This is a genomic window from Streptomyces sp. CB02414, from assembly GCF_001905385.1.
Classification (GTDB): domain Bacteria; phylum Actinomycetota; class Actinomycetes; order Streptomycetales; family Streptomycetaceae; genus Streptomyces.
In genome coordinates this window covers 293,502-318,469 of the sequence record NZ_LIPF01000001.1, presented here as the reverse complement: position 1 = coordinate 318,469, position 24,968 = coordinate 293,502, and the positions used below count along the sequence as shown (strand labels likewise).

Sequence of the window (24,968 nt, the reverse complement as noted above, 5' to 3'; positions counted from 1 at the left end):
GTGGATCAGTTGGGCCTGTTGTTCGTGCTGCTGCTCGGGGCCCTGCTGAGCGTCCCGCTCGGCGCGCGCCTGGGGCTGCCGGCGCCGGTGCTGATGACGGTCCTCGGGATCGTCCTGGCGCTGCTCGACTTCGTGCCCAACGTCGACATCCCGCCCGAGCTCATCCTGCCCGCGCTGCTGCCGCCGCTCCTCTACGCGGCCGTACGGCGCACGTCCTGGCGGCAGTTCGCGGCCAACAAGCGGCCGATCTTCCTGCTGGCCGTGGCGCTGGTCTTCGTCACCATGACCTGCGTCGCCGCGGTCGCCCACGCGATCGTGCCGGGCCTGCCCGTCGCCGCCGCCTTCGCGCTGGGGGCGCTGGTGGCGCCGCCCGACCCGGTCGCGGCCACCGCAGTCGCCGGCCAACTGGGGCTGCCGCGCCGCCTGGTGTCCATCCTGGAGGGCGAGGGGCTGTTCAACGACGTGACGGCCATCGTCCTCTACCACGTGGCCATCGCCGCCGCCGTCGGCGGCACCTTCTCGCCGTGGCGGGCCGGGCTCGACCTGGTGCTGTCCGCCGTCGTCGCCGTCGCGGTCGGCCTCGCGCTGGGCTGGGCCACCAACAAGCTGCTGAGCCTGCTGGGCGACGCCACGCTGCAGATCGGCATGACGCTGCTGGTGCCCTACGTGGCGTACGTGCTGGCCGAGGAGCTGCACGGCTCCGGGGTGCTGGCGGTGCTCACCACCGCGATGTTCCTCGCCGAGTACGCCTTCGACGCCGACGACGTGATGAGCCGGCTCGCCGGACACACCGTCTGGGACGTCGTCGACACGCTCGTCACCGGCGTCGCCTTCGGACTGGTCGGCCTGGAACTGCACAACGCCCTCCGCACGGCCTCCGGACGCTGGACCGAACTGCTCGGCTGGTCCGCTGCCGTCGTGGGCGTGGTGATCCTCGTACGGCTGCTGTGGCTGCTGCCGGCCACCTGGCTGACCCAGCGGCTGCACCGCAGGCGCGACCAGGACGAGGACATCCCCACTTCCTGGCGGGAGACCGTCGTCATGTGGTGGTCGGGGATGCGCGGCGTCGCCTCGGTCGCGCTGGCGCTCGCGATCCCGCTGGAGACGGACGACGGCTCCGCCTTCCCGCACCGCGAGGAGATCGTCTTCATCGCCTTCGGCGTGATCATGGTCACGCTGCTGCTGCAGGGCCTGACGCTGCCGTGGCTGGTGAGCCGCCTCGGGGTCCGCGCGGACACCGAACGGGAGAAGCGGTACGAGAAGGAACTGGCCGTCCGGGCGGCCAAGGCGGCCAGGCAACGGCTCAGGGAGATCGAGTCGGTCGAGGAACTGCCGGAGGAACTGTCCGAGCAGATGCTGCGGCGGGCCTTCGACATCGGGCTGCGGATCAGTCCCGACGTCGGCGACGAGGAGCGGCGCGCGGCCCAGGAGCAGCGGGCCCGCCGGGTGAAGCGGATCCGCCGCATCCAGGGCGAGATGCTGAGCGCGGCCCGCCACGAGGTGCTGGCCGCCCGCAGCGAACCCGGCGCGGACCCGGAGATCGTCGACCGGGTACTGCGCCACCTGGACGTGCGCAGCATGAGGTGAGGCCGGTCCTCACGGGCGGCGGCGCCGCGGGCGCCGGGCGGGAGGGCGGGAGTGGAGGCGGCGTGCGACCGGGCGGCAGTGGTGTCCGGGCCCGTAGATCCTGTGCCCTCGGGCGGGGCGAGCCGGGCCGGGCCGGTGACCGTGTCGCCGGGCCGGACATGGCCCGGCCCGTCGGCCCCGGGCCCGTTACGCCCGGCCCGGGCGTGGCCCGTCGGTCTGGTGCGGTCCGTCGGTCCGGTGTGTTCTGTCGGTCCGGGGCTCGTTCCGTCGGTCCGGGTGTGACCCGCGGGCCCGGTGCGGCCCGTCGCTCCGGGCCGGAGTTCACAGGCTTTTCGCCGGCTGTTCCGGGAAGCGGCGGGGGCTGCCGTCGGGGGAGCGGCGGGGGCGGTGGACGCCGTCGGCGGACGGGCGCAGGGCCGCGTCGGAGGTGTTGATGCGGGGCAGCGCGTACGGGTGCTCGTCGGCCAGCCAGCGGATCATCCCCTCGCGCACCGTGACCCGTACCGTCCAGATGTCGTCCGCGTCCTTCGCGGTCACCAGGGCCCGCACCTGCATGGTGTTCGGGGTGGTGTCCGTGACAGTCAGGTTGTAGTCGCGGCCGTCCCAGGCGGGGCACTCGCGCAGGATGTCGCGCAGCCGCTCGCGCATCGCGTCGAGGGGCGCCGTGTGGTCCAGGTGCCAGTAGACGGTCCCGGTCATCTGCGGGGTGCCGCGCGACCAGTTCTCGAACGGCTTGGACGTGAAGTACGACACCGGCATCGTGATCCGCCGTTCGTCCCAGGTCCGCACGGTCAGGAACGTGAGCGTGATCTCCTCGACCGTGCCCCACTCGCCGTCCACCACCACGGTGTCGCCCATGCGCACCATGTCGCCGAAGGCGATCTGGAACCCGGCGAACATGTTGCTGAGCGTGGACTGGGCGGCCACACCGGCGACGATGCCGAGGATGCCGGCCGAGGCCAGCAGCGAGGCACCCGCCGCGCGCATCGCCGGGAACGTCAGCAGCATCGCCGACACGGCGACCACACCGACGACCGCCGTGACCACCCGCATGATCAGCGACACCTGGGTCCGCACCCGCCGCACCCGGGCGGGGTTGCGCTGGGCGTGCGCGTGGGCGTAGCGGGAGTACGACGTCTCGACGACCGCGGCGGCGATCCGGGTCACCAGCCAGGCCACCGAACCGATCAGCAGCAGCGTCAGCACCCGGCCGACCGCCGACCGGTGCTCGGGGAACACCTGTGCCTCGACGTACGACCCTCTCAGCAGCGCGGCGCACAGCATGACCTGGTACGGGATGCGGGCACGGCGCAGCAGCCCCCACAGGGGCGTCTCGGGATGCCGCGCGTCGGCCTTGCGCAGCAGCAGGTCGGTGGCCCATCCGATGACGAGGGTCAGCAGGATCGAGCCGCCGACCACGGTCAGCGGGCGGAGTATCGTCTCCATCCCTCGAACGTAACCGGACCCGCCGGGCGGTGAACCTGTGACTTCCGTCCCGCCCCGGGCATCGCCGCCGAACGCGTTGTCACACCCGGCTGGCACCATGGCCTCATGAACATCGTGCTCTTTCACTCGACCCTCGGCCCGAGGCCCGCGGTCCGGCAGGCCGCCGACCGGCTGCGCGACGCCGGGCACCAGGTGTGGACCCCGGACCTCTTCGAGGGCCGTACCTTCGACACGGTCGAGGAGGGCATGGCCCACCAGGACGGGATCGGCCGGGAGGAGCTGCTCAAGCGCGCGGTGCTGGCCGCGGCGCCCTACTCCGAGCGGGGACTGGTGTACGCGGGCTTCTCGCTCGGCGCCTCGATCGCCCAGACCCTCGCCCTCGGCGACCACCGGGCGCGCGGCCTGCTCCTGCTGCACGGCACGTCGGACATCGCGCCCAATGCCTCGGTCGACGAGCTGCCGGTCCAGCTGCACGTCGCCGAGCCGGACGCCTTCGAGACCGACGACTGGCTCAGCGCCTGGTATCTCCAGATGGGCCGCATCGGCGCCGACGTCGAGGTGCACAGATACGCCGGAGCAGGCCACCTCTACACCGACCCCGAGCTGCCGGACTACGACGCGGAGGCCGCCGAGGCCACCTGGCGGGTGGCCCTCGGCTTCCTCGACTCGCTCCAGGAGACCGGGGCGGAGACCGGGGCTCAGACGGGCGAGTAGACCCGCTCCACCCGCTGCGTGCCGCTGCGCGTGCGGTACGAACGGGCCCACTTCGACGTGGCGTCCGGGTCGGTGCGGTCGGAGACGACGTAGTAGTCCATCTGCGTCCGCTCCGCCGTGACGTCCAGCACGCCGTAGCCGTGCCGGTCGGTGTCGACCCAGTGCACGTGCCGGTTGGCGGCCCGGATCACCGGCGCCGCGACCGCCGAGACGGTGCCCTCGGGGACCTTCACGATGTCGTCGAGGTTGTCGGAGGTCACCGAGGTGACGACGAACTCCGTGGCGGCCGAGGCGGACAGCGGGTATGTGGCGGCGTTGTGCGGCACGTCGTTGGCCCAGGACATGTGGATGTCGCCGGTCAGGAAGACCGTGTTGCGGACGGCGTTCGCGCGCAGGTGGGCCAGCAGCTCGCGGCGGTCGTCGGTGTAGCCGTCCCACTGGTCGGTGTTGAGGGCCAGGCCCTCCTTGGGCAGCCCCAGCAGCTCGGCCAGCGGCTTCAGCAGCCAGGCGGGGATCGAGCCGATGGCGAACGGCGAGATCATCACCGGGTTGCCCACCAGCCGCCAGGTGGTGTCGGAGGAGGCCAGTGAGGACTTCAGCCAGTCCATCTGGGCGCGGCCAGTGATGCTGCGGTCCGGGTCGTCGACCTCCCCGTTGCCGAGCGCCACCTGCTGGGAGCGGAAGGAGCGCAGGTCCAGCAGCGACAGGTCGGCCAGCTTGCCGAAGCGCAGCTTGCGGTAGGTGGTGCCGGCGATCGCGGGGCGGACCGGCATCCACTCGAAGTAGGCCTGCTTGCCGGCGGCCCGGCGTGCCGCCCAGGCCCCCTCGGCGCCCTCCGTGTGGTTCTCGGCGCCGCCCGACCAGGTGTCGTTGGCGATCTCGTGGTCGTCCCATATCGCCACGACCGGCGCGGCGGCGTGCAGCGCCTGCAGGTCGGGGTCGGTCTTGTAACGGCCGTGCCGGACGCGGTAGTCGGCGAGGGTGAGGATCTCGTGGGCGGGCGCGTGCGGCCGTACGACGGTGTCGCGGGTGCCGTACTCGCCGGTGCCGTACTCGTAGATGTAGTCGCCCAGGTGCAGCCAGGCGTCCAGGTCGCCGCGGGCCGCGAGATGGCGGTACGAGGAGAAGTGGCCGGCCTCCCAGTTGGCGCAGGAGACCACGCCGAAGCGCAGGCCCGGCACCGCGGCGCCGGCCGCGGGGGCGGTGCGGGTGCGGGCGGCGGGGGAGTCGGTGGGGCCGGCGGAGAAGCGGAACCAGTAGTCCGTGGCGGGCGCCAGGCCCCGGACGTCGGCCTTCACGGTGTGGTCGGAGGCGGCCGTCGCGGTGACCGAGCCCTTGGCGACGACGTTCGTGAAGTCCTTGTCCTCGGCGACGACCCAGCTCACCTCGGTGTCGGGGCCGGTTCCGGAGCCCGGCACGGCCCCGGGGACCGGCGTCACCCTGGTCCACAGCAGGACGCCGTCGGGCAGCGGATCGCCGGAGGCGACGCCGTGCAGGAAGGCGGGGGCGGCGCCGGCGGCACCGGCCGGCAGGGCGGCGGCGAGCGGGGCCGCCAGAACGGCGCCGGCCGCCGCGGCCTTGACGACCGTACGGCGGCTCGGTGAACGGGTGCCCGTGCGTTCGGCGGACGACGGGACGTTGGTCTCGGATGATCTGTGTCGACTGGTCACGGACGATCAGGTTACTGATCGGTATGCGCCCGAGCGGGCGAACTCGCAAAAGTTCGCCCGCTCGTCGACGTGCGTACGGCTGGTGCCCGCCGCTTGACGCTGCCTACTTGGTGACGCCCGCGTCCTTGAGCGCCTTCTGCCACTCGGCGTCCGTGCCCGGCGTCTCGATCACCTTGTCGTTGATCTTGACGGTCGGGGTCGACTGGACGTCTTCGGCCTTCTGGAAGGCGTCGCTCATCTTCATCGCCCAGGCGTCGTAGGTGCCCTTCTCCACGGCGTCCTGGAACTTCTTGTTGTCCTTCAGGGCGTCGACCGAGTCGGCGACCTTGATCAGGTAGTCGTCCTTGGCGAACTTGTCCGTCGACTCCGACGGGTGGTACTCGGCGGAGTACAGCGCGGTCTTGTAGTCGATGAACGCCTCGGGGGACACGTTCAGCGCGGCGCCGAGGGCGCTGAGGGCGTTCTTGGAGCCCTCGCCGCCGAGGTTGCCGTCGAGGAAGGTGCCGATGGTGAAGGAAAGCTTGTAGGTGCCGTCCTCCATGCCCTTGTTGACGGCCTCGCCGATGGTCTGCTCGAAGTTGGCGCAGCCCGGGCAGCGCGGGTCCTCGTAGAGGTGGACGACGTTGTCGCTCTTGGACTCGCCGAGGGTGACCGTGGTGCCGTTCTTGCCGGAGGTGTTGGCCGGGGCCACCACCTTGGCGTCGGCGGCCTCCTCCCACTTCGAGGGCTGGTTGCTCTGGACGACGGCGTAGCTGATGCCGCCGGCTATCGCCAGCACGCCGACGATCGAGCAGGCCACGATGACCTGCCGCTTGACCTTGTCGCGCTTGGCCTGGCGCTCGCGCTCCAGGCGCAGCCGCTCACGGGCCGCCGACTTCGCCGCCTGACTGTTCCGCTTGCTCATGGTGGTGATCTCTCCGGGGACGCGCACACGGGGGTGTGCGGGATGTGTACGGGGGACTGCTCGTGCTCGGTCGCCTTCGCGTGACGGGTCACACGAAGGCGACCGAGCACGGCGGTCCGCGCCGTCCCAGGGAGTGCGTGAGGATCGCCTCGCGGGCGCCGGCGGTGCGGTGGGCCAGGGCCGCCGGGCGGCGCACCGCCGGGGCCCGGCGGACGTTCACCGCCGCGACGGCCAGCAGCAGCGGCCGGAAGGTGGTCGCGGCCACCGCGCTCAGCAGCTGGGCCAGCGCGCGCTCGCCGCGCCGCAGCCAGGCCGCCGCGAGCAGCCCGACCCCGACGTGCGCGCCGAGCAGCAGCCAGGCGGTCCGGGGGTCGGCGTCGGCGAGCGCGGTCGCCAGCCGGTCGGTCTCGGCGCCGGTCACCCGGGTCAGCGGGGCGGCGACCCCGGCGTGGACGCCGGTCCCGTCGCCGCACAGCACGTCGAAGCCGACCGAGCGCAGCGGGCCCGCGACCGGGCCGCCCGCCCTGCCGTAGCAGACGTGCTGGCCGGTGGTGAAGACCGTGTCGGCGGCCAGCTCCAGCGGGATCAGCAGGGCCGCGATCCGCCCGAAGCCGCGCTCGCGCCGCCCGGCCAGGGCGTACGCGATCAGGAACACGGCGGCGCCGACGGCCGCCACCGTGGGCAGCGGCAGCGGAACCCCGGACAGCAGCACGTGCGACGCGGTGCTGAGCGTCACGACGAGTGCCGTGAACAGCGCCGCGCGTACGGCTCTGAGCGGGGTTCCGGATATGTCCATAGCGATAGAAGAGTGTGTCACGGGGTCCGGTAAGGGACCCCTAAAGGATTCCTGTGAGAAGGGTGACGGTTACCGAACCGGAATGGTCACAGACCCGGGATCCGGCCGTTGCGGAAGAGGTCCACGAAGGTCTGGTGGTCGGCACGCGCGCGTGCCCCGTACCGGTGCGCGAAGTCGACGAGCAGGGGCACGAACCCCTCCTCGTCCGCCGCGATCGCCGCGTCGATGGCCCGCTCCGTGGAGAACGGCACCAGGGACTCCCCGGACTGGTCGTCCGCCGCCGCGTGCATGGCGGCCGTGGCCCGGCCCAGGTCGGCGACGACCTCGGAGATCTCCTCCGGGTCGTCGATGTCGCCCCAGTCCAGGTCGACGGCGTACGGCGAGACCTCGGCGACCAGCTGGCCCGCGCCGTCCAGCTCGGTCCAGCCCAGCCACGGGTCGGCGTGCGCCTGGAGGGCGCGCTGGGAGATCACCGTGCGGTGGCCCTCGTGCTGGAAGTAGTCCCGGATCGCCTGGTCGGTGATGTGCCGGGAGACCGCCGGGGTCTGGGCCTGCTTGATGTAGATCACGACGTCGTTCTCCAGGGCGTCGCTGTTGCCCTCCAGGAGGATGTTGTACGAGGGCAGGCCGGCCGAGCCGATGCCGATGCCGCGGCGGCCGACGACGTCCTTGACGCGGTAGGAGTCGGGGCGGGCCAGGGAGGACTCCGGGAGGGTTTCCAGGTAGCCGTCGAAGGCCGCAAGCACCTTGTAGCGGGTGGCCGCGTCCAGCTCGATGGAGCCGCCGCCCGGGGCGAAGCGGCGCTCGAAGTCGCGGATCTCGGTCATCGACTCCAGCAGGCCGAACCGGGTCAGGGACCGGGCGACGCGCAGGGCGCCCAGCAGGGGCCCGTCGGCGGTGTCCAGCGTGAAGGGCGGCACCTCGTCGCTCTTGGCGCCGGTGGCCAGGGCGTGGATCCGCTCCCGGTACGCCTCCGCGTACACCCGCACCAGCTCGGTGATCTGCTCGTCGCTGAGCGCCTTCGCGTACCCGATCAGCGCGACGGAGGCGGCGAAGCGCTTGAGGTCCCAGGTGAAGGGGCCGACGTAGGCCTCGTCGAAGTCGTTGACATTGAAGATCAGCCGGCCGGTGGAGTCCATGTACGTGCCGAAGTTCTCCGCGTGCAGGTCGCCGTGGATCCACACCCGGGAGGTCCGGTCGTCCAGGTAGGGGCCGCCGGCCTGGGAGCCGAACTCCTTGTCCTCGGTCAAATCGTGGTAAAAGAGGCATGCGGTGCCGCGGTAGAACGCGAAGGCCGAGGCGGCCATCTTCCGGAACTTCACGCGGAACGCCGCCGGATCCGCGGCCAGCAGCCGGCCGAAGGCGGCGTCGAAGACGGCGAGGATCTCCTCGCCGCGGTGCTCCTCGTTGAGCTGCGGGACCGACATGCCGGGTGCCTCCTGGTGCGGATGGTGCTGTGACTGGTGGAGCGGATCTCCACTCGGACCAACGTTCGAAGGGGTGCGGGAGTGCCCGCGTCCGGGTGTCCGCACCGACGCGCGGACCCGCCCCTCGAAGGTACGCGGGGAAGTCCCCGGAGTGTCAGTGGCGAGGCATAGACTTCGACGCTGACCCCCGGACTGTCCGCACCCCGTCGTCAGCCCGTCGCCCAGAGTTCTCCCAGGAGGCCGAACGTGTCCAAGCCGCCGTTCACGCACCTGCACGTCCACACCCAGTACTCGCTGCTGGACGGTGCCGCGCGGCTGAAGGACATGTTCAACGCCTGCAATGAGATGGGCATGACGCACATCGCCATGTCCGACCACGGCAACCTGCACGGGGCGTACGACTTCTTCCACTCCGCGCAGAAGGCCGGCGTCACCCCGATCATCGGCATCGAGGCGTACGTGGCGCCCGAGTCCCGCCGCAACAAGCGCAAGATCCAGTGGGGCCAGCCGCACCAGAAGCGGGACGACGTCTCGGGTTCCGGCGGCTACACCCACAAGACCATGTGGGCGACGAACAGCACGGGACTGCACAACCTCTTCCGCCTCTCCTCCGACGCGTACGCCGAGGGCTGGCTGCAGAAGTGGCCGCGGATGGACAAGGAGACCATCTCCCAGTGGTCGGAGGGCATCGTCGCCTCCACCGGCTGCCCTTCCGGCGAGGTGCAGACCCGGCTGCGCCTCGGCCACTTCGACGAGGCCGTGAAGGCGGCCGCCGACTACCAGGACATCTTCGGCAAGGACCGGTACTTCCTGGAGCTGATGGACCACGGCATCGACATCGAGCACCGGGTGCGCGAGGACCTGCTGCGGATCGGCAAGAAGCTCGGCATCCCCCCGCTGGTCACCAACGACTCGCACTACACCTACGCGCACGAGGCGACCGCCCACGACGCCCTGCTCTGCATCCAGACCGGCAAGAACCTCTCCGACCCGGACCGCTTCCGCTTCGACGGCACCGGCTACTACCTGAAGACGACGGACGAGATGTACGCCATCGACTCCTCCGACGCCTGGCAGGAGGGCTGCGCCAACACGCGCCTGATCGCCGAGATGATCGACACCACCGGCATGTTCGAGAAGCGCGACCTCATGCCGAAGTTCGACATCCCCGAGGGCTTCACGGAGATCACCTGGTTCCAGGAGGAGGTCCGCCGCGGCATGGAGCGCCGCTTCTCGGGCCAGGTCCCCGAGGACCGCCAGAAGCAGGCCGAGTACGAGATGGACGTCATCATCCAGATGGGGTTCCCCGGCTACTTCCTCGTGGTCGCCGACTTCATCATGTGGGCGAAGAACCAGGGCATCGCGGTCGGCCCCGGCCGAGGCTCCGCGGCCGGCTCGATCGTGGCGTACGCCATGGGCATCACCGACCTCGACCCCATCCCGCACGGCCTGATCTTCGAGCGGTTCCTCAACCCCGAGCGCGTCTCCATGCCCGACGTCGACATCGACTTCGACGAGCGTCGGCGCGTCGAGGTGATCAGGTACGTGACGGAGAAGTACGGCGCCGACAAGGTCGCCATGATCGGTACGTACGGCAAGATCAAGGCGAAGAACGCCATCAAGGACTCCGCGCGCGTGCTGGGTTACCCGTACGCGATGGGCGACCGCCTCACCAAGGCGATGCCCGCCGACGTCCTCGGCAAGGGCATCGACCTCAGCGGCATCACGGACCCGGCCCACCCGCGCTACGGCGAGGCCGGCGAGATCCGCGGAATGTACGAGAACGAGCCGGACGTCAAGAAGGTCATCGACACCGCCAAGGGCGTCGAGGGACTGGTGCGGCAGATGGGCGTGCACGCCGCCGGCGTGATCATGTCCAGCGAGCCGATCGTCGACCACGCCCCGCTGTGGACCCGGCACACCGACGGCGTCACCATCACGCAGTGGGACTACCCGCAGTGCGAGTCGCTCGGCCTGCTGAAGATGGACTTCCTCGGCCTGCGCAACCTCACGATCATGGACGACGCCGTCAAGATGGTGAAGTCCAACAAGGGCATCGACCTCGACCTGCTGTCGCTGCCGCTGGACGACCCGACGACCTTCGAACTGCTCCAGCGCGGCGACACGCTCGGCGTCTTCCAGTTCGACGGCGGCCCCATGCGGTCCCTGCTGCGGCTGATGAAGCCCGACAACTTCGAGGACATCTCCGCCGTCTCCGCGCTCTACCGTCCCGGCCCGATGGGCATGGACTCGCACACCAACTACGCGCTGCGCAAGAACGGCCTCCAGGAGATCACGCCGATCCACAAGGAGCTGGAGGAGCCCCTCCAGGAGGTCCTGGCGGTCACCTACGGCCTGATCGTCTACCAGGAGCAGGTGCAGAAGGCCGCCCAGATCATCGCGGGCTACTCGCTCGGCGAGGCCGACATCCTGCGCCGCGTGATGGGCAAGAAGAAGCCCGAGGAACTGGAGAAGAACTTCGTCATCTTCCAGGCCGGCGCCCGGAAGAACGGCTACAGCGACGAGGCCATCCAGGCCCTGTGGGACGTGCTGGTCCCCTTCGCCGGCTACGCCTTCAACAAGGCGCACTCGGCCGCGTACGGACTGGTCTCCTACTGGACGGCGTACCTCAAGGCGAACCACCCCGCCGAGTACATGGCCGCTCTGCTCACCTCGGTCAAGGACGACAAGGACAAGTCGGCCGTCTACCTCAACGAGTGCCGGCGGATGGGCATCAAGGTGCTGCCGCCCAACGTCAACGAGTCGATGTCGAACTTCGCCGCGCAGGGCGACGACGTGATCCTCTTCGGCCTCTCCGCCGTGCGCAACGTCGGCACCAACGTGGTCGAGTCGATCATCCGGTGCCGCAAGGCCAAGGGGAAGTACGCCTCCTTCCCCGACTACCTGGACAAGGTGGAGGCGGTCGTCTGCAACAAGCGCACGACCGAGTCGCTGATCAAGGCCGGCGCCTTCGACGAGATGGGCCACACCCGCAAGGGCCTCACCGCCCAGTACGAGCCGATGATCGACAACGTGGTCGCGGTCAAGCGCAAGGAGGCCGAGGGACAGTTCGACCTCTTCGGCGGCATGGGCGAGGAGGCGAACGACGAACCGGGCTTCGGACTCGACGTGGTCTTCGGCGAGGACGAGTGGGACAAGACCTACCTCCTCGCCCAGGAGCGGGAGATGCTCGGCCTGTACGTCTCCGACCACCCGCTCTTCGGCCTGGAGCACGTGCTGTCCGACAAGGCCGACGCGGGCATCTCCCAGCTCACCGGCGGTGACTTCGGCGACGGCGCGGTCGTCACCATCGGCGGCATCATCTCCGGCCTCCAGCGCAAGATGACCAAGCAGGGCAACGCCTGGGCCATCGCCACCGTCGAGGACCTGGCCGGCTCCATTGAGTGCATGTTCTTCCCGGCGACCTACCAGCTGGTGTCCACGCAACTGGTCGAGGACGCCGTGGTGTTCGTCAAGGGGCGCCTGGACAAGCGCGAGGACGTGCCGCGGCTGGTCGCGATGGAACTGATGGTCCCCGACCTGTCCAACGCGGGCACCAACGCGCCCGTGGTCCTCACCATCCCGGCGACCAGGGTCACCCCGCCGATGGTCAGCCGTCTCGGCGAGATCCTCACCCACCACCGGGGCGACAGCGAGGTGCGGATCAAGCTCCAGGGGCCGACGAAGACGACCGTGCTGCGCCTGGACCGGCACCGGGTCAAGCCCGACCCGGCCCTGTTCGGCGACCTGAAGGTGCTGCTGGGCCCGTCCTGCCTGGCGGGTTGAGCGGGACGGCGGCCGCAACGAGCGAGGGGCGCCCCGGTCTCCGGGTGCGCCCCTCGTCGGTGCGGGGCCGCCACGGCCCGTCGCACGGGTGTCAGTTGTGGCCGAAGCGCTTCTGCCGCTTGCGGGACGCGGCGTCGCCGGGCGTCGTCAGCTGCGGGGAGTGCTGCTCCTCGCGGTCCATGACGGCGGACTCGGCGGACTGCGGGGTACGCGCGGACTGGGGCTGCTTACGGTCACGGTTGTTCTTGTTCTTGGCCATGGTGATCTACCTCCTGAGGGGGATCTAGGGGCCAGGGCCGATTTCAGATTCACACAGCCCAACAAAGAACGCATATCGGGCAATTACCGTGCGTGACGCGGCCGTCAGGGTGCCGAATCCGCGGCGGGGTGCGGAAACGCCACGCCGAAGATCGAGTTCGCGCCGTTAACCTCCGCGTGGTCGGGCAGACTCGAAGGAAGCCCGAAGCAAACCTCCCGGAAAGAGGGTGGATCGCGTGGACCGCTGCATCGTCCTGGTGGACGCCGGGTATCTGCTGGGGGCCGCCGCCAGTCTCCTCGCCGGTGAGCCCTCACGCTCCCGCATCACCGTCGATCACGCCGCCCTCATCCAGGGTCTGCGCGACCGCGCCGAGTCGGACACGCGGCAGCCTCTGCTGCGCATCTACTGGTTCGACGGTGCCCCCGACCGCGTCCCGCAGCCCGAGCACCGCCGACTGCGCGTGATGCCCCGGGTCACCGTCCGCCTCGGCGCCCTCACCCGCAGCGACGGGCGCTGGGCGCAGAAGGGCGTGGACGCCGCCATGCACGCCGAGCTCACCGAACTGGCCCGCAACCGCGCCTGCTCCGACGTCGTCCTCGTCACCGGCGACGGCGACCTGCTGCCCGGCATGATGGCCGCCAAGGAGCACGGCGTCGCCGTCCACCTGTGGGCCGTCCAGGCCGCCGACGGCGACTACAACCAGTCCGAGGACCTGGTCGCCGAGGCCGACGAGCGCCGCGTCCTGGACCGTGCGTGGATCACCAAGGCCGTACGCGCCAAGGAGTTCGGCGGCATCTGCGCGCCGCCGCCCGTGCCCCGCCCCGAGATCGCCGCGATCCTCTCCGCGCCGCTGCCCGAATCCGCCCTCTCCGCGACCACCGAGCGGCCCGCCCGGGAACCCGAGCACCCCGTACGGCCCGACACCGCGCGCAACGGCACCGAGGAGCGCGCGGCACCCCCCAAGGGCGTCCCCACCCCCAAGGACCTGGCCGCCCTGCGCGCCCCCGGCGCCCACCCCGCCCCGCACCCCCCGACCTCCGCCACCCTGCGCTGGTCCTCCGACAAGGGCTGGGTCGACCGGCCCGCCGCCGAACCGGCCGAGGCCGCCTCCATGCCGACGCTCGCCCAGCTCACCACGGCCGAGCAGCGCTGGGCCGACCGCGAGGAGGACATCACCACGGTCGGCGGCGACCCCTACGAGGTCGGCCAGGTCTTCGCCCGCCGCTGGCTGGAGCGCCTCGGCGACCACGGCCACCTGCAGCGGCTGTCCGGGATGTACCCCCGCATCCCGCACCGCGTCGACGGCGAGCTGCTGCGCTACGCCGCCCGCTTCGGCCTGCTCGCCCACAAGGACGACCAGATCGACGAGCACGACCGGTACGCGATCCGGGCCGGTTTCTGGCGCGAGGTCGACGTCCGTACGGCGACCGAGCGCACCCCCGCGCCGGAGTAAGGCCCTCCGGGGCCCGTCCGGCCCTCCCGCGGCTGAATCGACACTTATGGGCGGACCCGAGGGCGGGGCGGGGGGACGGACCCCGTAGTCTCGTCCCTTGTGAGTACGCGCGCGGCACAGGCACCTCGACCCGGTGGCGATGCCGTGTGCGCGGTGCGCGGACTGACCAAGACCTATCCGGCGGTACGCGGCCGGCGCGGCGTTCCCGCCACTCCCGAGGTCCGCGCCACCGACGACGTGACCCTGGACATCCGCCGCGGTGAGATCTTCGGCCTGCTCGGACCGAACGGCGCCGGCAAGTCCACCCTCGTACGCCAGCTCACCGGCCTGATGCGGCCCGACAGCGGCAGCGTGGAGATCCTCGGCCACGACATCGTGCGCCACCCCGAGCGGGCCGCCCGCATCCTCGCCTACCTCGGGCAGGAGTCCAGCGCCCTGGACGAGCTGACCGTGTCGCTCGCCGCGGAGACCACCGGGCGGCTGCGCGGCCTGGAGGTGCGGCAGGCGCGCGCCGAGCGGGACGCGGTCCTCGACGAGCTGGGCCTCACCCCGCTCGCCTCCCGCCCGATCAAGAAGCTCTCCGGCGGCCAGCGCCGCCTCGCCTGCTTCGCCGCCGCGCTGGTGGGCGAGCGCCCGCTGCTCGTCCTGGACGAGCCGACCACCGGCATGGACCCGGTGGCCCGGCGCGCCGTGTGGGCGGCCGTCGACCGGCGGCGCGCCGAGTCCGGCAGCACCGTCCTGCTCGTCACCCACAACGTCATCGAGGCCGAGACCGTCCTCGACCGGGTCGCCGTCCTCGACCGGGGACGCGTGATCGCCTGCGACACGCCCTCCGGCCTCAAGGAGAGGGTCGCCGGCGAGGTCCGCGTCGACCTGGTGTGGCGCGAGAGCGCACCGCTGAACGTCCCCGAGGTCGCCGCCCTGCGCGACCGCGCCGCCGAGTCCGGACGCCGCTGGACGCTCCGGCTCGCCCCCGAGGAGGCCCGCGCGGTCGTCGCCACCGTCACCGGCGGCGCCGCCTTCGCCGCCCTGGACGACTTCACCCTCGCCACGCCCAGCCTGGAGGACGTGTACCTGGCGCTGGGCGGCGCCGCGCGGCAGGGGCTGGTGAGGGCGTGAACACCCCGACGGCGAGCAGCGGGGGCAGGGTGAGCACACCGGCCGCCGCATCCGTACCCACCGGGACGGCCGTGACGGACGACCCCGACCCCCAGCGAGCTTCGAAGGACCCGACGAAGGGGAGCAGCGCGACGTGAGTGTCGTACCCGCCGATGTTCTGCCGGGCGGTGCCCTGGCCGCCGAGGAGCAGGGCGCCGTCGGCGCGGCCGAGCTCGGGCCCAAGGCGCGGCTGTGGCCCTCCCTGGTGGCCGTGTACCGGGCGCAGCTGTCCCGGGCCCGGGTCGCGCGCATCCCGCTGCTGTTCGTGGCCACCTTCCAGTCGATCGGCATCATGATCCTGATGCGGGGCGTCGTGGACGGCGGCGGCGAGGCGCGGGCCGTGGTCGCCGGATCGGCGGTGCTCGTCGTGGCCTTCGTCGCGCTGAACCTCCTCGCCCAGTACTTCGGGCAGCTGCGCGCCAGCGGCGGCCTCGACCACTACGCGACGCTGCCGGTGCCGCCGGCCGCGGTGGTGCTGGGCGCGGCGGGCGCGTACGCGTCCTTCACCGTGCCGGGGACCGTGGTGACGGCGGTGTTCGGGTGCCTGCTGTTCGGGCTGCCGATGACCCATCTGTGGGTGCTGGTGGCCGTGATCCCACTGGCGGGCGCCGCGCTCGCCGGGCTGGGCGCGGCCCTGGGGCTGCTCGCGCCCCGGCCCGAGTTCGCCACCCTTCTCGGTCAGCTGGGCATGTCGGCGGCGCTGCTGCTGGGCGTGCTGCCCGCCGAGCGGATGCCCGAGGTGGTCCGCCTCGCACGGGACCTGCTGCCCTCGACGTACGGCGTGGAGGCCTTCGCGCGTACGTTCGGGGGCCGGCCGGACTGGGCCTTCGTCCTCGGCGACCTCGCGGTGTGCGCCGTGGTCGGCGTGATCTCGCTGGCCGTCGCGACCTGGGCGTACCGCCGGGCCGCCGTCCGGTGAAGCGCCGCACAGGCGGGTTTGGCACGATGGCGGGGTGACCGCTCCTCTGACTCCGCCACCGCCCCCGAACGAACGCTCGTCGTACCAGGGCGGCCCGGTGCCGCCGCCCGTCGGTGCGCACGCGGTGGGCACCCCGCCCGGCGCCCCGTACGGCACGCACGGCGAGCACGGAGAACAGGACGGCCCCGGAATGCTGAGCGAAGTACGGCAGGCGGCCGTGACCGTGGCGGCGGTGACCCTCTCCGGGCTGCTGCTGGGCGTGCTGTGGTGGCAGCTGGCGCCGAGCGTGCCGCTGGTCGGTGAAGTGGTCGGCGACCGGTGGCTGGTCTACCTCAAGGAGTCCGAGGGCGAGCAGTCGGTCGGCGTCGACGGCACCTTCACGCTGCTCGCGCTCGCGTTCGGTGCGCTCAGCGCGGTGGCCGTGTTCCTGCTGCGGCGGCGCGGGGGCGTGCCGCTGGTGGTGGCGCTGGGCGCGGGCGGGCTGCTCGGCTCGGTGCTGGCCTGGCGGTTCGGGCTCTGGCTCGGGCCGACCCAGGACGTCATCGCGCACGCGAAGGACGTGGGCAAGGGCGTGACGTTCCCGGCGCCGCTCAAGCTGGGGGCGGAGGGCGCGCTGCTGGCGTGGCCGATCGCGGCGCTGGTGGTCCACCTGGGCCTGACCGGGCTGTTCGGGCCCCGCGATCCGGAGCCCGACCCGTGGCCCGCGCCGTACGGGGAGAAGTCCGCGTAGGCGGACCGCCTGTCATGCGGGGCGGCGGCCGTGGTTGGCCCTGCCCTTCCTGGTGCGCCACTTCCGTTTGCGCGTTCGCTTCGACATGTCCTGTCTGATTAGCGGAGAACCGCGCGCCCGTCGAGGGGGTGTGCGCGGTCGGTCGGGAGCGGGGCGCGCGTTCGTGGATGGGCTGTGCGCGGTCGATCGGGGTGGGGGCGCGTTCGTAGATGGGTTGTGCGCGGTCGGGTGGGGGCGCGTGTTCGTCGTGGGGGTGTGCGCGGGCGGTCGGAGAGCGGGTCGCGTCTTGCCGGCGGACTTGTGTGCGGTTGATGGGGCGGGGGCGCGTGTTCGTCGAGGGGTGTGCGCGGACGGTCGGAGGGCGGATCGCGTGCTCGCCGGCGGGGTCGTGCGCGTGAGGGGCGTGTGAGGGTCGGAGGGGTGTGTGCGGTCGATTGTGGTGTGGGCCGCGCGTTGTCGACGGGTTGTGCGTGGTCGTTCGGGTGAGGGGTGCTGTGCGCGTCGAAGGAGCGCTTGCGGCCGATGGTGATGCGGGCCGCGCGTCCGTCGTCCGGGGGCGCGGTCGTCGAGTGCTACGCGCGGCCGATCGGGGCGAGGATCGCGTTCGTGAGCCCGGCCAGGTCCTCGGGGGAGAGCTCGACCTCCAGTCCCCGGCGGCCCGCCGAGACGCAGATCGTGGTGTGGCCCGACGCCGACGCGTCCAGAACCGTGGGCAGCCGCTTGCGCTGGCCCAGCGGCGAGATGCCGCCCCGCACGTAGCCCGTGGTCCGCTCGGCCAGGGCAGGGTCGGCCATCGCCGCGCGTTTGCCGCCCACCGCGGCCGCCAGCGCCTTCAGGTCCAGCTGGCCCGCCACCGGCACCACCGCGACGGTCAGGGCGCCGTCCACGTCCGCCACCAGGGTCTTGAAGACCCGCTCCGGACTGACGCCCATCGCCTCGGCCGCCTCCTCGCCGTAGGACGGGTGCGCGGGGTCGTGGTCGTACGCGTGGACCGTGTACGCCACCCCGGCCGCCGTCAGCGCCACCGTCGCCGGGGTGCCACCGGACTGCTGCTGCTTCCTGGACTTCTTCGCCATCCGGGCCAGTACCTCAGTTGAGACTCGTCGGGCCGCGCGTCAGGTCCGACGACGGCAACGACGGCAGCGTACGGATGATCGCCGTCTCCGAGCGAAGGAGTTTCAGCTCGTCACGCAGGCGGGAGGCCGTGTCCGGGGCCTGGAGCAGGCGCTGCTTCGTCGGGGTGTCCAGCATCATCGCGGCGGCGACCAGGTAGGAGACCACGCCCGGCTCGTCCGGCAGCTCCGCGCCGGTCGACAGCGACCGCTCGCGGGCCCCCGCCAGCCGCTTCTGGTACTGACGGAAGGACCGCAGCACGCCTTCGGCCAGCGCGCCCGCCTCGTCGCCGGGCTCCTCGTCCAGCGGCTCCAGCTCGGCCGTCAGGAACGGGCCCGAGGCCTCCACCGAGCGCAGCCGCACCCGGGTCGTGCCGGTGGCCAGCACCTCGAAGGTGCCGTCGGCGCGCTCGCGGATCGTCGCCGCGTCCGCGATGCAGCCCACCTTGTGGAACGCCTTGAGCGGGTCCGGCCCGAACCCGGCCGCCGGGCCGACTTCGGGCAGCGCCGTCGGATCGGGCAGGCCGGGCGCGGTCCGGGCCACCTCGTGGCCGTCGCGGATCGCCACGACGGCGAACCGGCGCGGTTCGTCCTCGGGGGTCTTCAGCAGCTCGCGCATCATGGCGCGATAGCGCTCCTCGAAGATGTTGAGCGGGAGCACCAGCCCCGGGAACAGAACCGAGTTCAGGGGGAAGAGCGGAAGCCGGACGGTGGTCACGACGCAGAAGCCTAATGGTCGTCCGCGCGGACGCGCCCGCCGCGCCCACTTCGTGGATGACCTGAACCCGCCGTACCCGGTGCGGAGGCCGCCGCCGTGCGGACGTCCGCACGCACCTGGAGGAAGCGGCCGAGGGGGTCCTCCGCGTCCTGGTCCCAGGGGAAGGAGGTGACGTACGGGCCGGTCAGACGCAGTTGTTCGGCGGCGTCCTGGCGGCGCTCCAGGCGCAGCAGGACGTACGCCAGGAGGTTGCGCAGCCCGGCAGGCCACGGGTCGGCCGCCGGATGGGCCGCCGAGAGGGCGATGGCACGGTCGGCGGCCGCGTCAAGGCGGTCCCGGTGCGCGCCGGCCGGGTCGTCGGCGCCGCCCGCGGTGAGACAGGCGAAGGCCGCACGCAGGGGCAGCGCCCGCAACAGCGAGTCCCCCGGCGCGTCCTGCGCGGCGGTCTCGGCGAAGTCCAGGCACTCGCGGTACGCGCCCGGCGAGGCGGCGGCCAGGTACTCCAGGGCGGACACGTGGCAGCCGTAGTGGTGCGGGGCCCGGCGTACCGCCTGCGCCCACAGCCGCTCGAACTCCGCGTGTCCGGCGCGGGCGCCCCGCGCGGCGTCCAGAGCGGTCCGCCACGGCACCGGGTCGGGTCCGGCGGCCTCGGCGGCTGCCGTGACCTCGGGGGCCACCTGGCGCAGCAGCTCCGCCCGGGCCGGCGAGTCCCAGTGGCGGTCCACTGTCAGCCGGCCCTCGACCAGCAGCGCGTCGGGGTCACCCGGGGCGGCGGCGCGCCAGCTCTCCAGCCACTCGGTGCGGGAGCGGGCGAAGGCGGCGAGCCCGGTCGCGTAGCGGTCCCGGTGCTCCCACTCGGCCCGCTCACGGGTGGCGGCGAGGAGAGCGGCCGCGGCGGCGTGCTCACCGTGAGCCGCCGCGACCAGGGCGGGGGCGAGACGGTCGTCGGGGGCGTCGAGGAGCACGTCGTCGTCTTGGGCGGGCCGGGACGCCCGAGAACGGGCCCGGGCCGCCGTCCGGAGGAACGCGCGCAGCATGGCCAGTACGACGGCCGACGGTTCGCGATGGTTGTGCGGTGGTGCACCGCCTTCGGCCGTTCGGGTGCGGCCCGTACCAGCGCGGGGCCTTCGTCGCGGGATGGGGCGGCGCGGCCATCCCGCGGCGCGGGTGGTGTGTCAGGTGCAGACAGTGCGGCTGATGGCCTGCGGTGCGCCGGGTGCAGAAGGTGCTGGTGCTGGTGCTGGTGCTGGTGCTGGTGGCGGTGCGGGTGGTCCCGCCGGTGCAGACGGCCGCTGACGGCTCTGCCAGGGCGCACACCCCGCGCGGTACACGGAACCGCTACCTCAACGGCGAACCGCGTCACCCTGGCCGCGAGCCGGCATGGCCCACGGTCGCCGCTGACGAGAAGCCCTCCACGGCCCGCCGGCGCCTACGGAGGCCGCGGAGGCCCACGCCGCACCCCCGGAGGGCTCAGCTCCTGCGCAGCAGCCGTGTCGCCCCCGCCGCCACCGTCGTCGCCAGGATCCAGCCCAGCAGGATGAGGGCCGTCGCCAGCCACTGCCAGCCGTCGCGGAGCTGCCAGAAGCCGACCTGGCCCAGGTCGATGACCGGCAGGAGCAGGTCCAGGGCGAAGAGGGCCGGGTTCCAGTCCGGGTGCTCGCCGGCCTTCAGCGGGGGCGGGTCCGCGCGGGCGAAGGCGAGCGAGCCCGCCGCCCACAGCACCGCCATCCACACCGCCGCCCGGCCGGGCCGGTAGCCGTAGGCGACCGTCCAGTCCTGGGCGTACCCCACGAGCTTCGCGGCGACGGGCAGGCTCTCGCGGCGCCGGCGGTGCTTGGCGAGCAGCACCTCGCGGGCGTCCTCGTCCTCGCCGCCCGCCCGCAGTACGGCGGCCAGCCGCTCGTACGGCTCCGGGTTGTACTCGGCGGTCGCGGCGCCCACCCACCGCAGCCGCTTCTCCAGCGGGAACGGCCCCCGCGGCACCAGGTTCTCGTAGGCGAAGCCGCCCATGTGCAGCCGGCCGGGGCCGGGCCAGCTGTCCGCCCGGTCCATCAGGTTCACCACCCGCGCCCCCGACAGCACCACCCGCCCGCGCGCCGGCCGCTCGCCGAGGAAGCGCAGCTCGGGCGTCTGCACCCGGCGCAGTGACAGCTCCTGGTCGTCGGTGAAGGTGAACCGGGCGTGCTCGAAGTCGACGGCGTCGCCGAACCGCCCGTCGTCCAGCCGCACCCCGCCCTCGCACTCGAAGCGCTGGATGCGGGTGCCCTGGGCGGGGGTGGTGCCGCGCAGCAGCGGACTGCCCAGCCCGGCCGGAGTCATGTACAGCGTGCGTTCCACCGTCAGCTGCGGGGCGTTCAGCGCGTGCCGCGTGTACGGGTTGAGGAGCCGGGCGCCGCGCAGGCTCAGTGAGACGCCGACCTGGGCGCTGCGCAGGCTCACCTCGCCGTGCGACTCCAGCATCTCGGCCTGGAGGTCCTGCCCGACGGTCATGCCGTCCGCGGCTATCGCGCGGCCGCTGCGGTCCCGGTGCACCACCGCCTGGTTGAGCAGCAGGTCGGTGCCTATCTGGGCGTCGGTGAGCCGGATGCCGCCGCGGAACCGGCAGCGCGGCAGGTGCAGGTCGCCCTCGGTCTGCAACCGGGCCGCCTCCAGGCGCGGCACCGAGCAGTCCACCAGCCGCACCGTCGTGAACCGGGTCTCCGGCAGCACCACCTCCCGGTCGAAACGGCACGCCCGCAGCTCGACGTACGGCTCCACCGTGCCGCCCGCGAGGTCCATCGTGTCGCTGATCCGCACGCCCACGAGCTGGAGCGAGGAGACCCGGCCGGCGAGCGCGGGCGGACCGTCGAGGAGCAGCCAGCACAGGATGCGGGCCCGCACGGTCCGCTCCGCCCCCCAGGGGTGCCCGCCGTGCGGGTCGTCCACGAGCGCGTCGCCGCTGGACAGGTCGTACACGCTGCCGTTGCGGAAGGCCTGCCACATGCCCGCCTCGGCGGCCGTCAGGTCGTCCGGCAGCTCTCCGTCACGGTGGCCGGCCCCCTCGGTCACGGCGCTTCACTCCCTCCCCAACTACTCGCCGGTCGCTCACCCTTCGTACAACCGTTCATGCCCACTGGGTGACCACCTGAACACTCAAAGTGAGTACGAACCGCCGGTTCCCGCCACGGTCCGCGCCGGGCCGTCGCGTTCTGTATCAGCCATTGATACGTGCGGACGGTGTCCGACGCGGGTCTGAGAGAATTGGTTCCGTGATCTCCCGAATCGATCTGCGCGGCGATGCCCTCCCCGAGGGTCCCGCCCTGCGCGACCTGCTGCCCCGAGCCGACTTCGACGTCGCGGCCGCCCTGGATAAGGTGCGCCCGATCTGCGAGGCCGTGCATCATCGTGGCGACGCGGCGCTGATCGACTTCGCCGAGCAGTTCGACGGCGTCAAGCTGGACCAGGTGCGGGTCCCGGCCGCCGCGCTCACGCGCGCGCTGGAGGAGCTCGACCCGGCCGTGCGTGCCGCGCTGGAGGAGTCCGTCCGCCGCGCCCGTCTCGTCCACCGCGAGCAGCGCCGCACCACGCACACCACCCAGGTCGTCCCCGGCGGCTCGGTCACCGAGAAGTGGGTGCCGGTCGACCGGGTCGGGCTGTACGCGCCCGGCGGCCGGTCGGTCTACCCGTCGTCCGTGATCATGAACGTGGTGCCCGCGCAGGAGGCCGGCGTCGAGTCGATCGCCCTCGCCTCCCCGGCGCAGGCCCCCGCTTTTGAAAATGACCCAGCCGGTGGCCTCCCGCACCCCACGATCCTCGCCGCCTGCGCCCTGCTCGGTGTCGACGAGGTGTACGCGGCCGGCGGCGCCACCGCCGTCGCGATGTTCGCGTACGGCACCGAGTCCTGCCCGCCCGCCAACATGGTCACCGGCCCCGGCAACATCTGGGTCGCCGCCGCCAAGCGCTTCTTCACCGGGAAGATCGGCATCGACGCCGAGGCCGGCCCGACCGAGATCGCGATCCTCGCCGACTCCACCGCCGACCCGGTGCACGTCGCCTCCGACCTGATCAGCCAGGCCGAGCACGACCCGCTGGCCGCCGCCGTCCTGGTCACCGACTCCGCGGAGCTGGCGGACGCGGTCGAGCGGGAGCTGGCGCCCCAGGTCGCCGCCACCAAGCACATCGACGACCGGATCGTCCCGGCCCTGAAGGGCCGCCAGTCCGCGATCGTCCTGGTCGACGGCGTGGACGAAGGCCTGCGCGTCGTCGACGCGTACGGCGCGGAGCACCTGGAGATCCAGACCGCCGACGCCGCCGCCGTCGCCGACCGCGTCCGCAACGCCGGCGCGATCTTCGTCGGCCCCTGGGCGCCCGTCTCGCTCGGCGACTACGCGGCCGGGTCCAACCACGTCCTGCCCACCGGCGGCTGCGCCTGCCACTCCTCGGGCCTGTCCGTGCAATCCTTCCTGCGCGGCATCCACATCGTCGACTACACGCGCGACGCCCTCGCCGAGGTCGCGCACCACGTGGTGACGCTGGCGGAGGCCGAGGACCTGCCCGCGCACGGTGCGGCGGTCAAGGCGAGGTTCGAGTGGAAGGTCCCGGAGAGCAAGTGACGTTCGGCATCGACGACCTCCCCGTACGGGACGAGCTGCGCGGCAAGTCCCCCTACGGCGCGCCCCAGCTGGACGTGCCGGTACGGCTGAACACCAACGAGAACCCCTACCCGCTGCCCGACGCGCTGGTCGAGCGGATCACCGAGCGCGTCCGCGAGGCCGCCCGCCACCTCAACCGCTACCCGGACCGGGACGCGGTCGAGCTCCGCACCGAGCTGGCCCGGTACCTGACCGAGACCTCCGGCCACCCGCTCGACGCGACCAACGTCTGGGCGGCCAACGGCTCCAACGAGGTCATTCAGCAGCTGCTCCAGACCTTCGGCGGGCCCGGCCGCACCGCGATCGGCTTCGAGCCGTCGTACTCGATGCACGGCCTCATCGCGCGCGGCACCGGCACCGGCTGGATCTCCGGCCCGCGCCACGAGGACTTCACCGTCGACGTGCCCGCCGCCGAGAAGGCGATCGCCGAGCACCGCCCGGACGTCGTCTTCATCACCACCCCCAACAACCCCACGGGCAACGCGGTCCCGGCCGAGACGGTCCTCGCCCTCTACGAGGCCGCACAGGCCGCCAAGCCCTCCATGGTCGTGGTCGACGAGGCCTACATCGAGTTCAGCCACGGCGCCTCGCTGCTGCCGCTGCTGGACGGCCGCCCGAACCTCGTCGTCTCCCGCACCATGTCGAAGGCGTTCGGCGCGGCGGGCCTGCGCCTCGGCTACCTCGCCGCGCACCCGGCCGTCGTCGACGCCGTCCAGCTCGTACGGCTGCCGTACCACCTGTCCGCCGTCACCCAGGCGACCGCGCTGGCCGCCCTGGAACACACCGGCACGCTGCTGAAGTACGTCGAGCAGCTCAAGGCCGAGCGGGACCGGCTGGTCGCCGAACTGCGCGCCATCGGCTACGAGGTGACCGAGTCCGACGCCAACTTCGTCCAGTTCGGACGGTTCGCGGACTCCCACGAGGCGTGGCGGCGGATCCTGGATCGGGGCGTACTGGTCCGGGACAACGGCGTACCGGGATGGCTGCGGGTCACCGCCGGCACCCCGCAGGAGAACGACGCGTTCCTCGACGCGGTCCGTGAAGTCAAGAAGGAGCAGAACACATGAGCCGCGTGGGACGCGTGGAGCGCACGACCAAGGAGACCTCGGTCCTCGTCGAGATCGACCTCGACGGCACCGGCAAGACCGACATCGCCACCGGCGTCGGCTTCTACGACCACATGCTCGACCAGCTCGGCCGGCACGGTCTGTTCGACCTGACCGTGAAGACCGACGGCGACCTGCACATCGACTCCCACCACACCATCGAGGACACCGCCCTCGCGCTGGGCGCCGCCTTCAAGCAGGCCCACGGCGACAAGGTGGGCATCTACCGCTTCGGCAACTGCACGGTCCCGCTGGACGAGTCCCTCGCCCAGGTCACCGTCGACCTCTCCGGCCGCCCCTACCTCGTGCACACCGAGCCCGAGAACATGGCGCCGATGATCGGCGAGTACGACGTGACGATGACCCGGCACATCCTGGAGTCCTTCGTCGCCCAGGCGCAGATCGCCCTCCACGTGCACGTGCCCTACGGGCGCAACGCGCACCACATCGTGGAGTGCCAGTTCAAGGCGCTGGCCCGCGCCCTGCGCTACGCCTCGGAGCGCGACCCCCGCGCGGCCGGCATCCTGCCCTCCACGAAGGGCGCGCTGTAAC

General features: G+C 72.3%; 20 protein-coding genes. 10 read left to right on the top strand and 10 right to left on the bottom strand.

Annotated elements, in window-relative coordinates; all coding sequences use genetic code 11:
• Window positions 1-1,587, top strand: a complete 1,587-nt coding sequence (locus AMK11_RS01445) for a Na+/H+ antiporter (protein ID WP_073723838.1) — start codon at window positions 1-3, stop codon at window positions 1,585-1,587.
• A 321-nt stretch (window positions 1,588-1,908) separates the two neighbouring features.
• Here AMK11_RS01445 and AMK11_RS01440 read toward each other — a convergent pair whose 3' ends face one another.
• Entirely contained in the window at window positions 1,909-3,033 is a 1,125-nt protein-coding gene (locus AMK11_RS01440; protein WP_073721926.1) for a mechanosensitive ion channel family protein, read from the bottom strand.
• Window positions 3,034-3,093: 60 nt separating this feature from the next.
• Between AMK11_RS01440 and AMK11_RS01435 the strand changes: the two genes are divergently transcribed.
• On the top strand, window positions 3,094-3,747 hold the full coding sequence (locus AMK11_RS01435) for a dienelactone hydrolase family protein (protein ID WP_073721924.1): 654 nt from the start codon (window positions 3,094-3,096) through the stop codon (window positions 3,745-3,747).
• Here the strand turns inward: AMK11_RS01435 and AMK11_RS01430 are convergent.
• From AMK11_RS01430 to AMK11_RS01415, 4 genes are all read right to left on the bottom strand, one after another.
• On the bottom strand, window positions 3,732-5,417 hold the full coding sequence (locus AMK11_RS01430; RefSeq protein ID WP_073721922.1) for an alkaline phosphatase D family protein: 1,686 nt from the start codon (window positions 5,415-5,417) through the stop codon (window positions 3,732-3,734). The two genes, AMK11_RS01435 and AMK11_RS01430, sit on opposite strands and share 16 nt — an antisense overlap.
• A gap of 103 nt (window positions 5,418-5,520) precedes the next feature.
• A complete protein-coding gene (locus AMK11_RS01425) occupies window positions 5,521-6,321 on the bottom strand; it encodes a DsbA family protein (RefSeq protein WP_073723836.1) in 801 nt (266 codons plus the stop codon).
• An 88-nt stretch (window positions 6,322-6,409) separates the two neighbouring features.
• Entirely contained in the window at window positions 6,410-7,117 is a 708-nt protein-coding gene (locus AMK11_RS01420) for a hypothetical protein (protein ID WP_073721920.1), read from the bottom strand.
• An 86-nt stretch (window positions 7,118-7,203) separates the two neighbouring features.
• Window positions 7,204-8,544, bottom strand: a complete 1,341-nt coding sequence (locus AMK11_RS01415) for a DUF2252 domain-containing protein (RefSeq protein WP_073721918.1) — start codon at window positions 8,542-8,544, stop codon at window positions 7,204-7,206.
• Between the two features lie 246 nt (window positions 8,545-8,790).
• On the opposite strand from AMK11_RS01415, the gene dnaE reads away from it, so the two are divergent.
• Window positions 8,791-12,330, top strand: a complete 3,540-nt coding sequence (dnaE, locus tag AMK11_RS01410) for a DNA polymerase III subunit alpha (RefSeq protein WP_073721916.1) — start codon at window positions 8,791-8,793, stop codon at window positions 12,328-12,330.
• A 91-nt stretch (window positions 12,331-12,421) separates the two neighbouring features.
• On the opposite strand, the gene AMK11_RS36625 is transcribed toward dnaE, so the two are convergent.
• The gene (locus AMK11_RS36625; RefSeq protein ID WP_079187155.1) at window positions 12,422-12,589 is read right to left on the bottom strand and encodes a hypothetical protein; all 168 of its coding nucleotides are present in this window, start codon (window positions 12,587-12,589) and stop codon (window positions 12,422-12,424) included.
• 235 nt (window positions 12,590-12,824) lie between these two features.
• On the opposite strand from AMK11_RS36625, the gene AMK11_RS01405 reads away from it, so the two are divergent.
• The 4 genes from AMK11_RS01405 (at window position 12,825) to AMK11_RS01390 (ending at window position 16,849) form a co-directional block, all read left to right on the top strand.
• A complete protein-coding gene (locus tag AMK11_RS01405; RefSeq protein ID WP_073723834.1) occupies window positions 12,825-14,042 on the top strand; it encodes an NYN domain-containing protein in 1,218 nt (405 codons plus the stop codon).
• 144 nt (window positions 14,043-14,186) lie between these two features.
• A complete protein-coding gene (locus AMK11_RS01400) occupies window positions 14,187-15,161 on the top strand; it encodes an ABC transporter ATP-binding protein (RefSeq protein ID WP_073721914.1) in 975 nt (324 codons plus the stop codon).
• 133 nt (window positions 15,162-15,294) lie between these two features.
• On the top strand, window positions 15,295-16,119 hold the full coding sequence (locus AMK11_RS01395; RefSeq protein WP_073721912.1) for an ABC transporter permease: 825 nt from the start codon (window positions 15,295-15,297) through the stop codon (window positions 16,117-16,119).
• 34 nt (window positions 16,120-16,153) lie between these two features.
• Window positions 16,154-16,849 carry an AAA family ATPase gene (locus tag AMK11_RS01390; protein WP_073721910.1) on the top strand — a complete coding sequence of 232 codons (696 nt, stop codon included), beginning with the start codon at window positions 16,154-16,156 and terminating at the stop codon, window positions 16,847-16,849.
• Between the two features lie 572 nt (window positions 16,850-17,421).
• Here AMK11_RS01390 and ybaK read toward each other — a convergent pair.
• From ybaK to AMK11_RS01370, 4 genes are all read right to left on the bottom strand, one after another.
• Window positions 17,422-17,925, bottom strand: a complete 504-nt coding sequence (ybaK, locus tag AMK11_RS01385) for a Cys-tRNA(Pro) deacylase (protein WP_073721909.1) — start codon at window positions 17,923-17,925, stop codon at window positions 17,422-17,424.
• Between the two features lie 13 nt (window positions 17,926-17,938).
• Window positions 17,939-18,679, bottom strand: coding sequence for an LON peptidase substrate-binding domain-containing protein (locus AMK11_RS01380; protein ID WP_073721908.1), 741 nt, complete (start codon window positions 18,677-18,679; stop codon window positions 17,939-17,941).
• 11 nt (window positions 18,680-18,690) lie between these two features.
• Window positions 18,691-19,716 carry a hypothetical protein gene (locus tag AMK11_RS01375; protein WP_073721907.1) on the bottom strand — a complete coding sequence of 342 codons (1,026 nt, stop codon included), beginning with the start codon at window positions 19,714-19,716 and terminating at the stop codon, window positions 18,691-18,693.
• A gap of 433 nt (window positions 19,717-20,149) precedes the next feature.
• Window positions 20,150-21,727 (bottom strand): oxidoreductase, encoded by a 1,578-nt coding sequence (locus AMK11_RS01370; RefSeq protein WP_073721906.1) that lies wholly within the window; start codon window positions 21,725-21,727, stop codon window positions 20,150-20,152.
• Window positions 21,728-21,927: 200 nt separating this feature from the next.
• On the opposite strand from AMK11_RS01370, the gene hisD reads away from it, so the two are divergent.
• Genes hisD through hisB form a run of 3 tightly spaced genes read left to right on the top strand, consistent with a single transcriptional unit; the run spans window position 21,928 to window position 24,967 of the window.
• Window positions 21,928-23,271, top strand: coding sequence for a histidinol dehydrogenase (gene hisD / locus AMK11_RS01365; RefSeq protein ID WP_073721905.1), 1,344 nt, complete (start codon window positions 21,928-21,930; stop codon window positions 23,269-23,271).
• Complete coding sequence (locus AMK11_RS01360; RefSeq protein WP_073721904.1) at window positions 23,268-24,377, top strand: histidinol-phosphate transaminase; 1,110 nt, start codon at window positions 23,268-23,270, stop codon at window positions 24,375-24,377. The genes hisD and AMK11_RS01360 overlap by 4 nt, the downstream gene beginning before the upstream one ends.
• On the top strand, window positions 24,374-24,967 hold the full coding sequence (hisB, locus tag AMK11_RS01355) for an imidazoleglycerol-phosphate dehydratase HisB (RefSeq protein ID WP_073721903.1): 594 nt from the start codon (window positions 24,374-24,376) through the stop codon (window positions 24,965-24,967). The genes AMK11_RS01360 and hisB overlap by 4 nt, the downstream gene beginning before the upstream one ends.
• Window position 24,968: the final 1 nt, after the last annotated feature.

What these genes read in the sequence shown, in the direction of transcription:
- AMK11_RS01420 (WP_073721920.1), bottom strand. Translation starts at nt 7,117, where the DNA reads ATGGACATATCCGGAACCCCGCTCAGAGCCGTACGCGCGGCGCTGTTC.
- AMK11_RS01415 (WP_073721918.1), bottom strand. Translation starts at nt 8,544, where the DNA reads ATGTCGGTCCCGCAGCTCAACGAGGAGCACCGCGGCGAGGAGATCCTC.
- ybaK (WP_073721909.1), bottom strand. Translation starts at nt 17,925, where the DNA reads ATGGCGAAGAAGTCCAGGAAGCAGCAGCAGTCCGGTGGCACCCCGGCG.
- AMK11_RS01425 (WP_073723836.1), bottom strand. Translation starts at nt 6,321, where the DNA reads ATGAGCAAGCGGAACAGTCAGGCGGCGAAGTCGGCGGCCCGTGAGCGG.
- AMK11_RS36625 (WP_079187155.1), bottom strand. Translation starts at nt 12,589, where the DNA reads ATGGCCAAGAACAAGAACAACCGTGACCGTAAGCAGCCCCAGTCCGCG.
- AMK11_RS01375 (WP_073721907.1), bottom strand. Translation starts at nt 19,716, where the DNA reads ATGCTGCGCGCGTTCCTCCGGACGGCGGCCCGGGCCCGTTCTCGGGCG.
- AMK11_RS01440 (WP_073721926.1), bottom strand. Translation starts at nt 3,033, where the DNA reads ATGGAGACGATACTCCGCCCGCTGACCGTGGTCGGCGGCTCGATCCTG.
- hisB (WP_073721903.1), top strand. Translation starts at nt 24,374, where the DNA reads ATGAGCCGCGTGGGACGCGTGGAGCGCACGACCAAGGAGACCTCGGTC.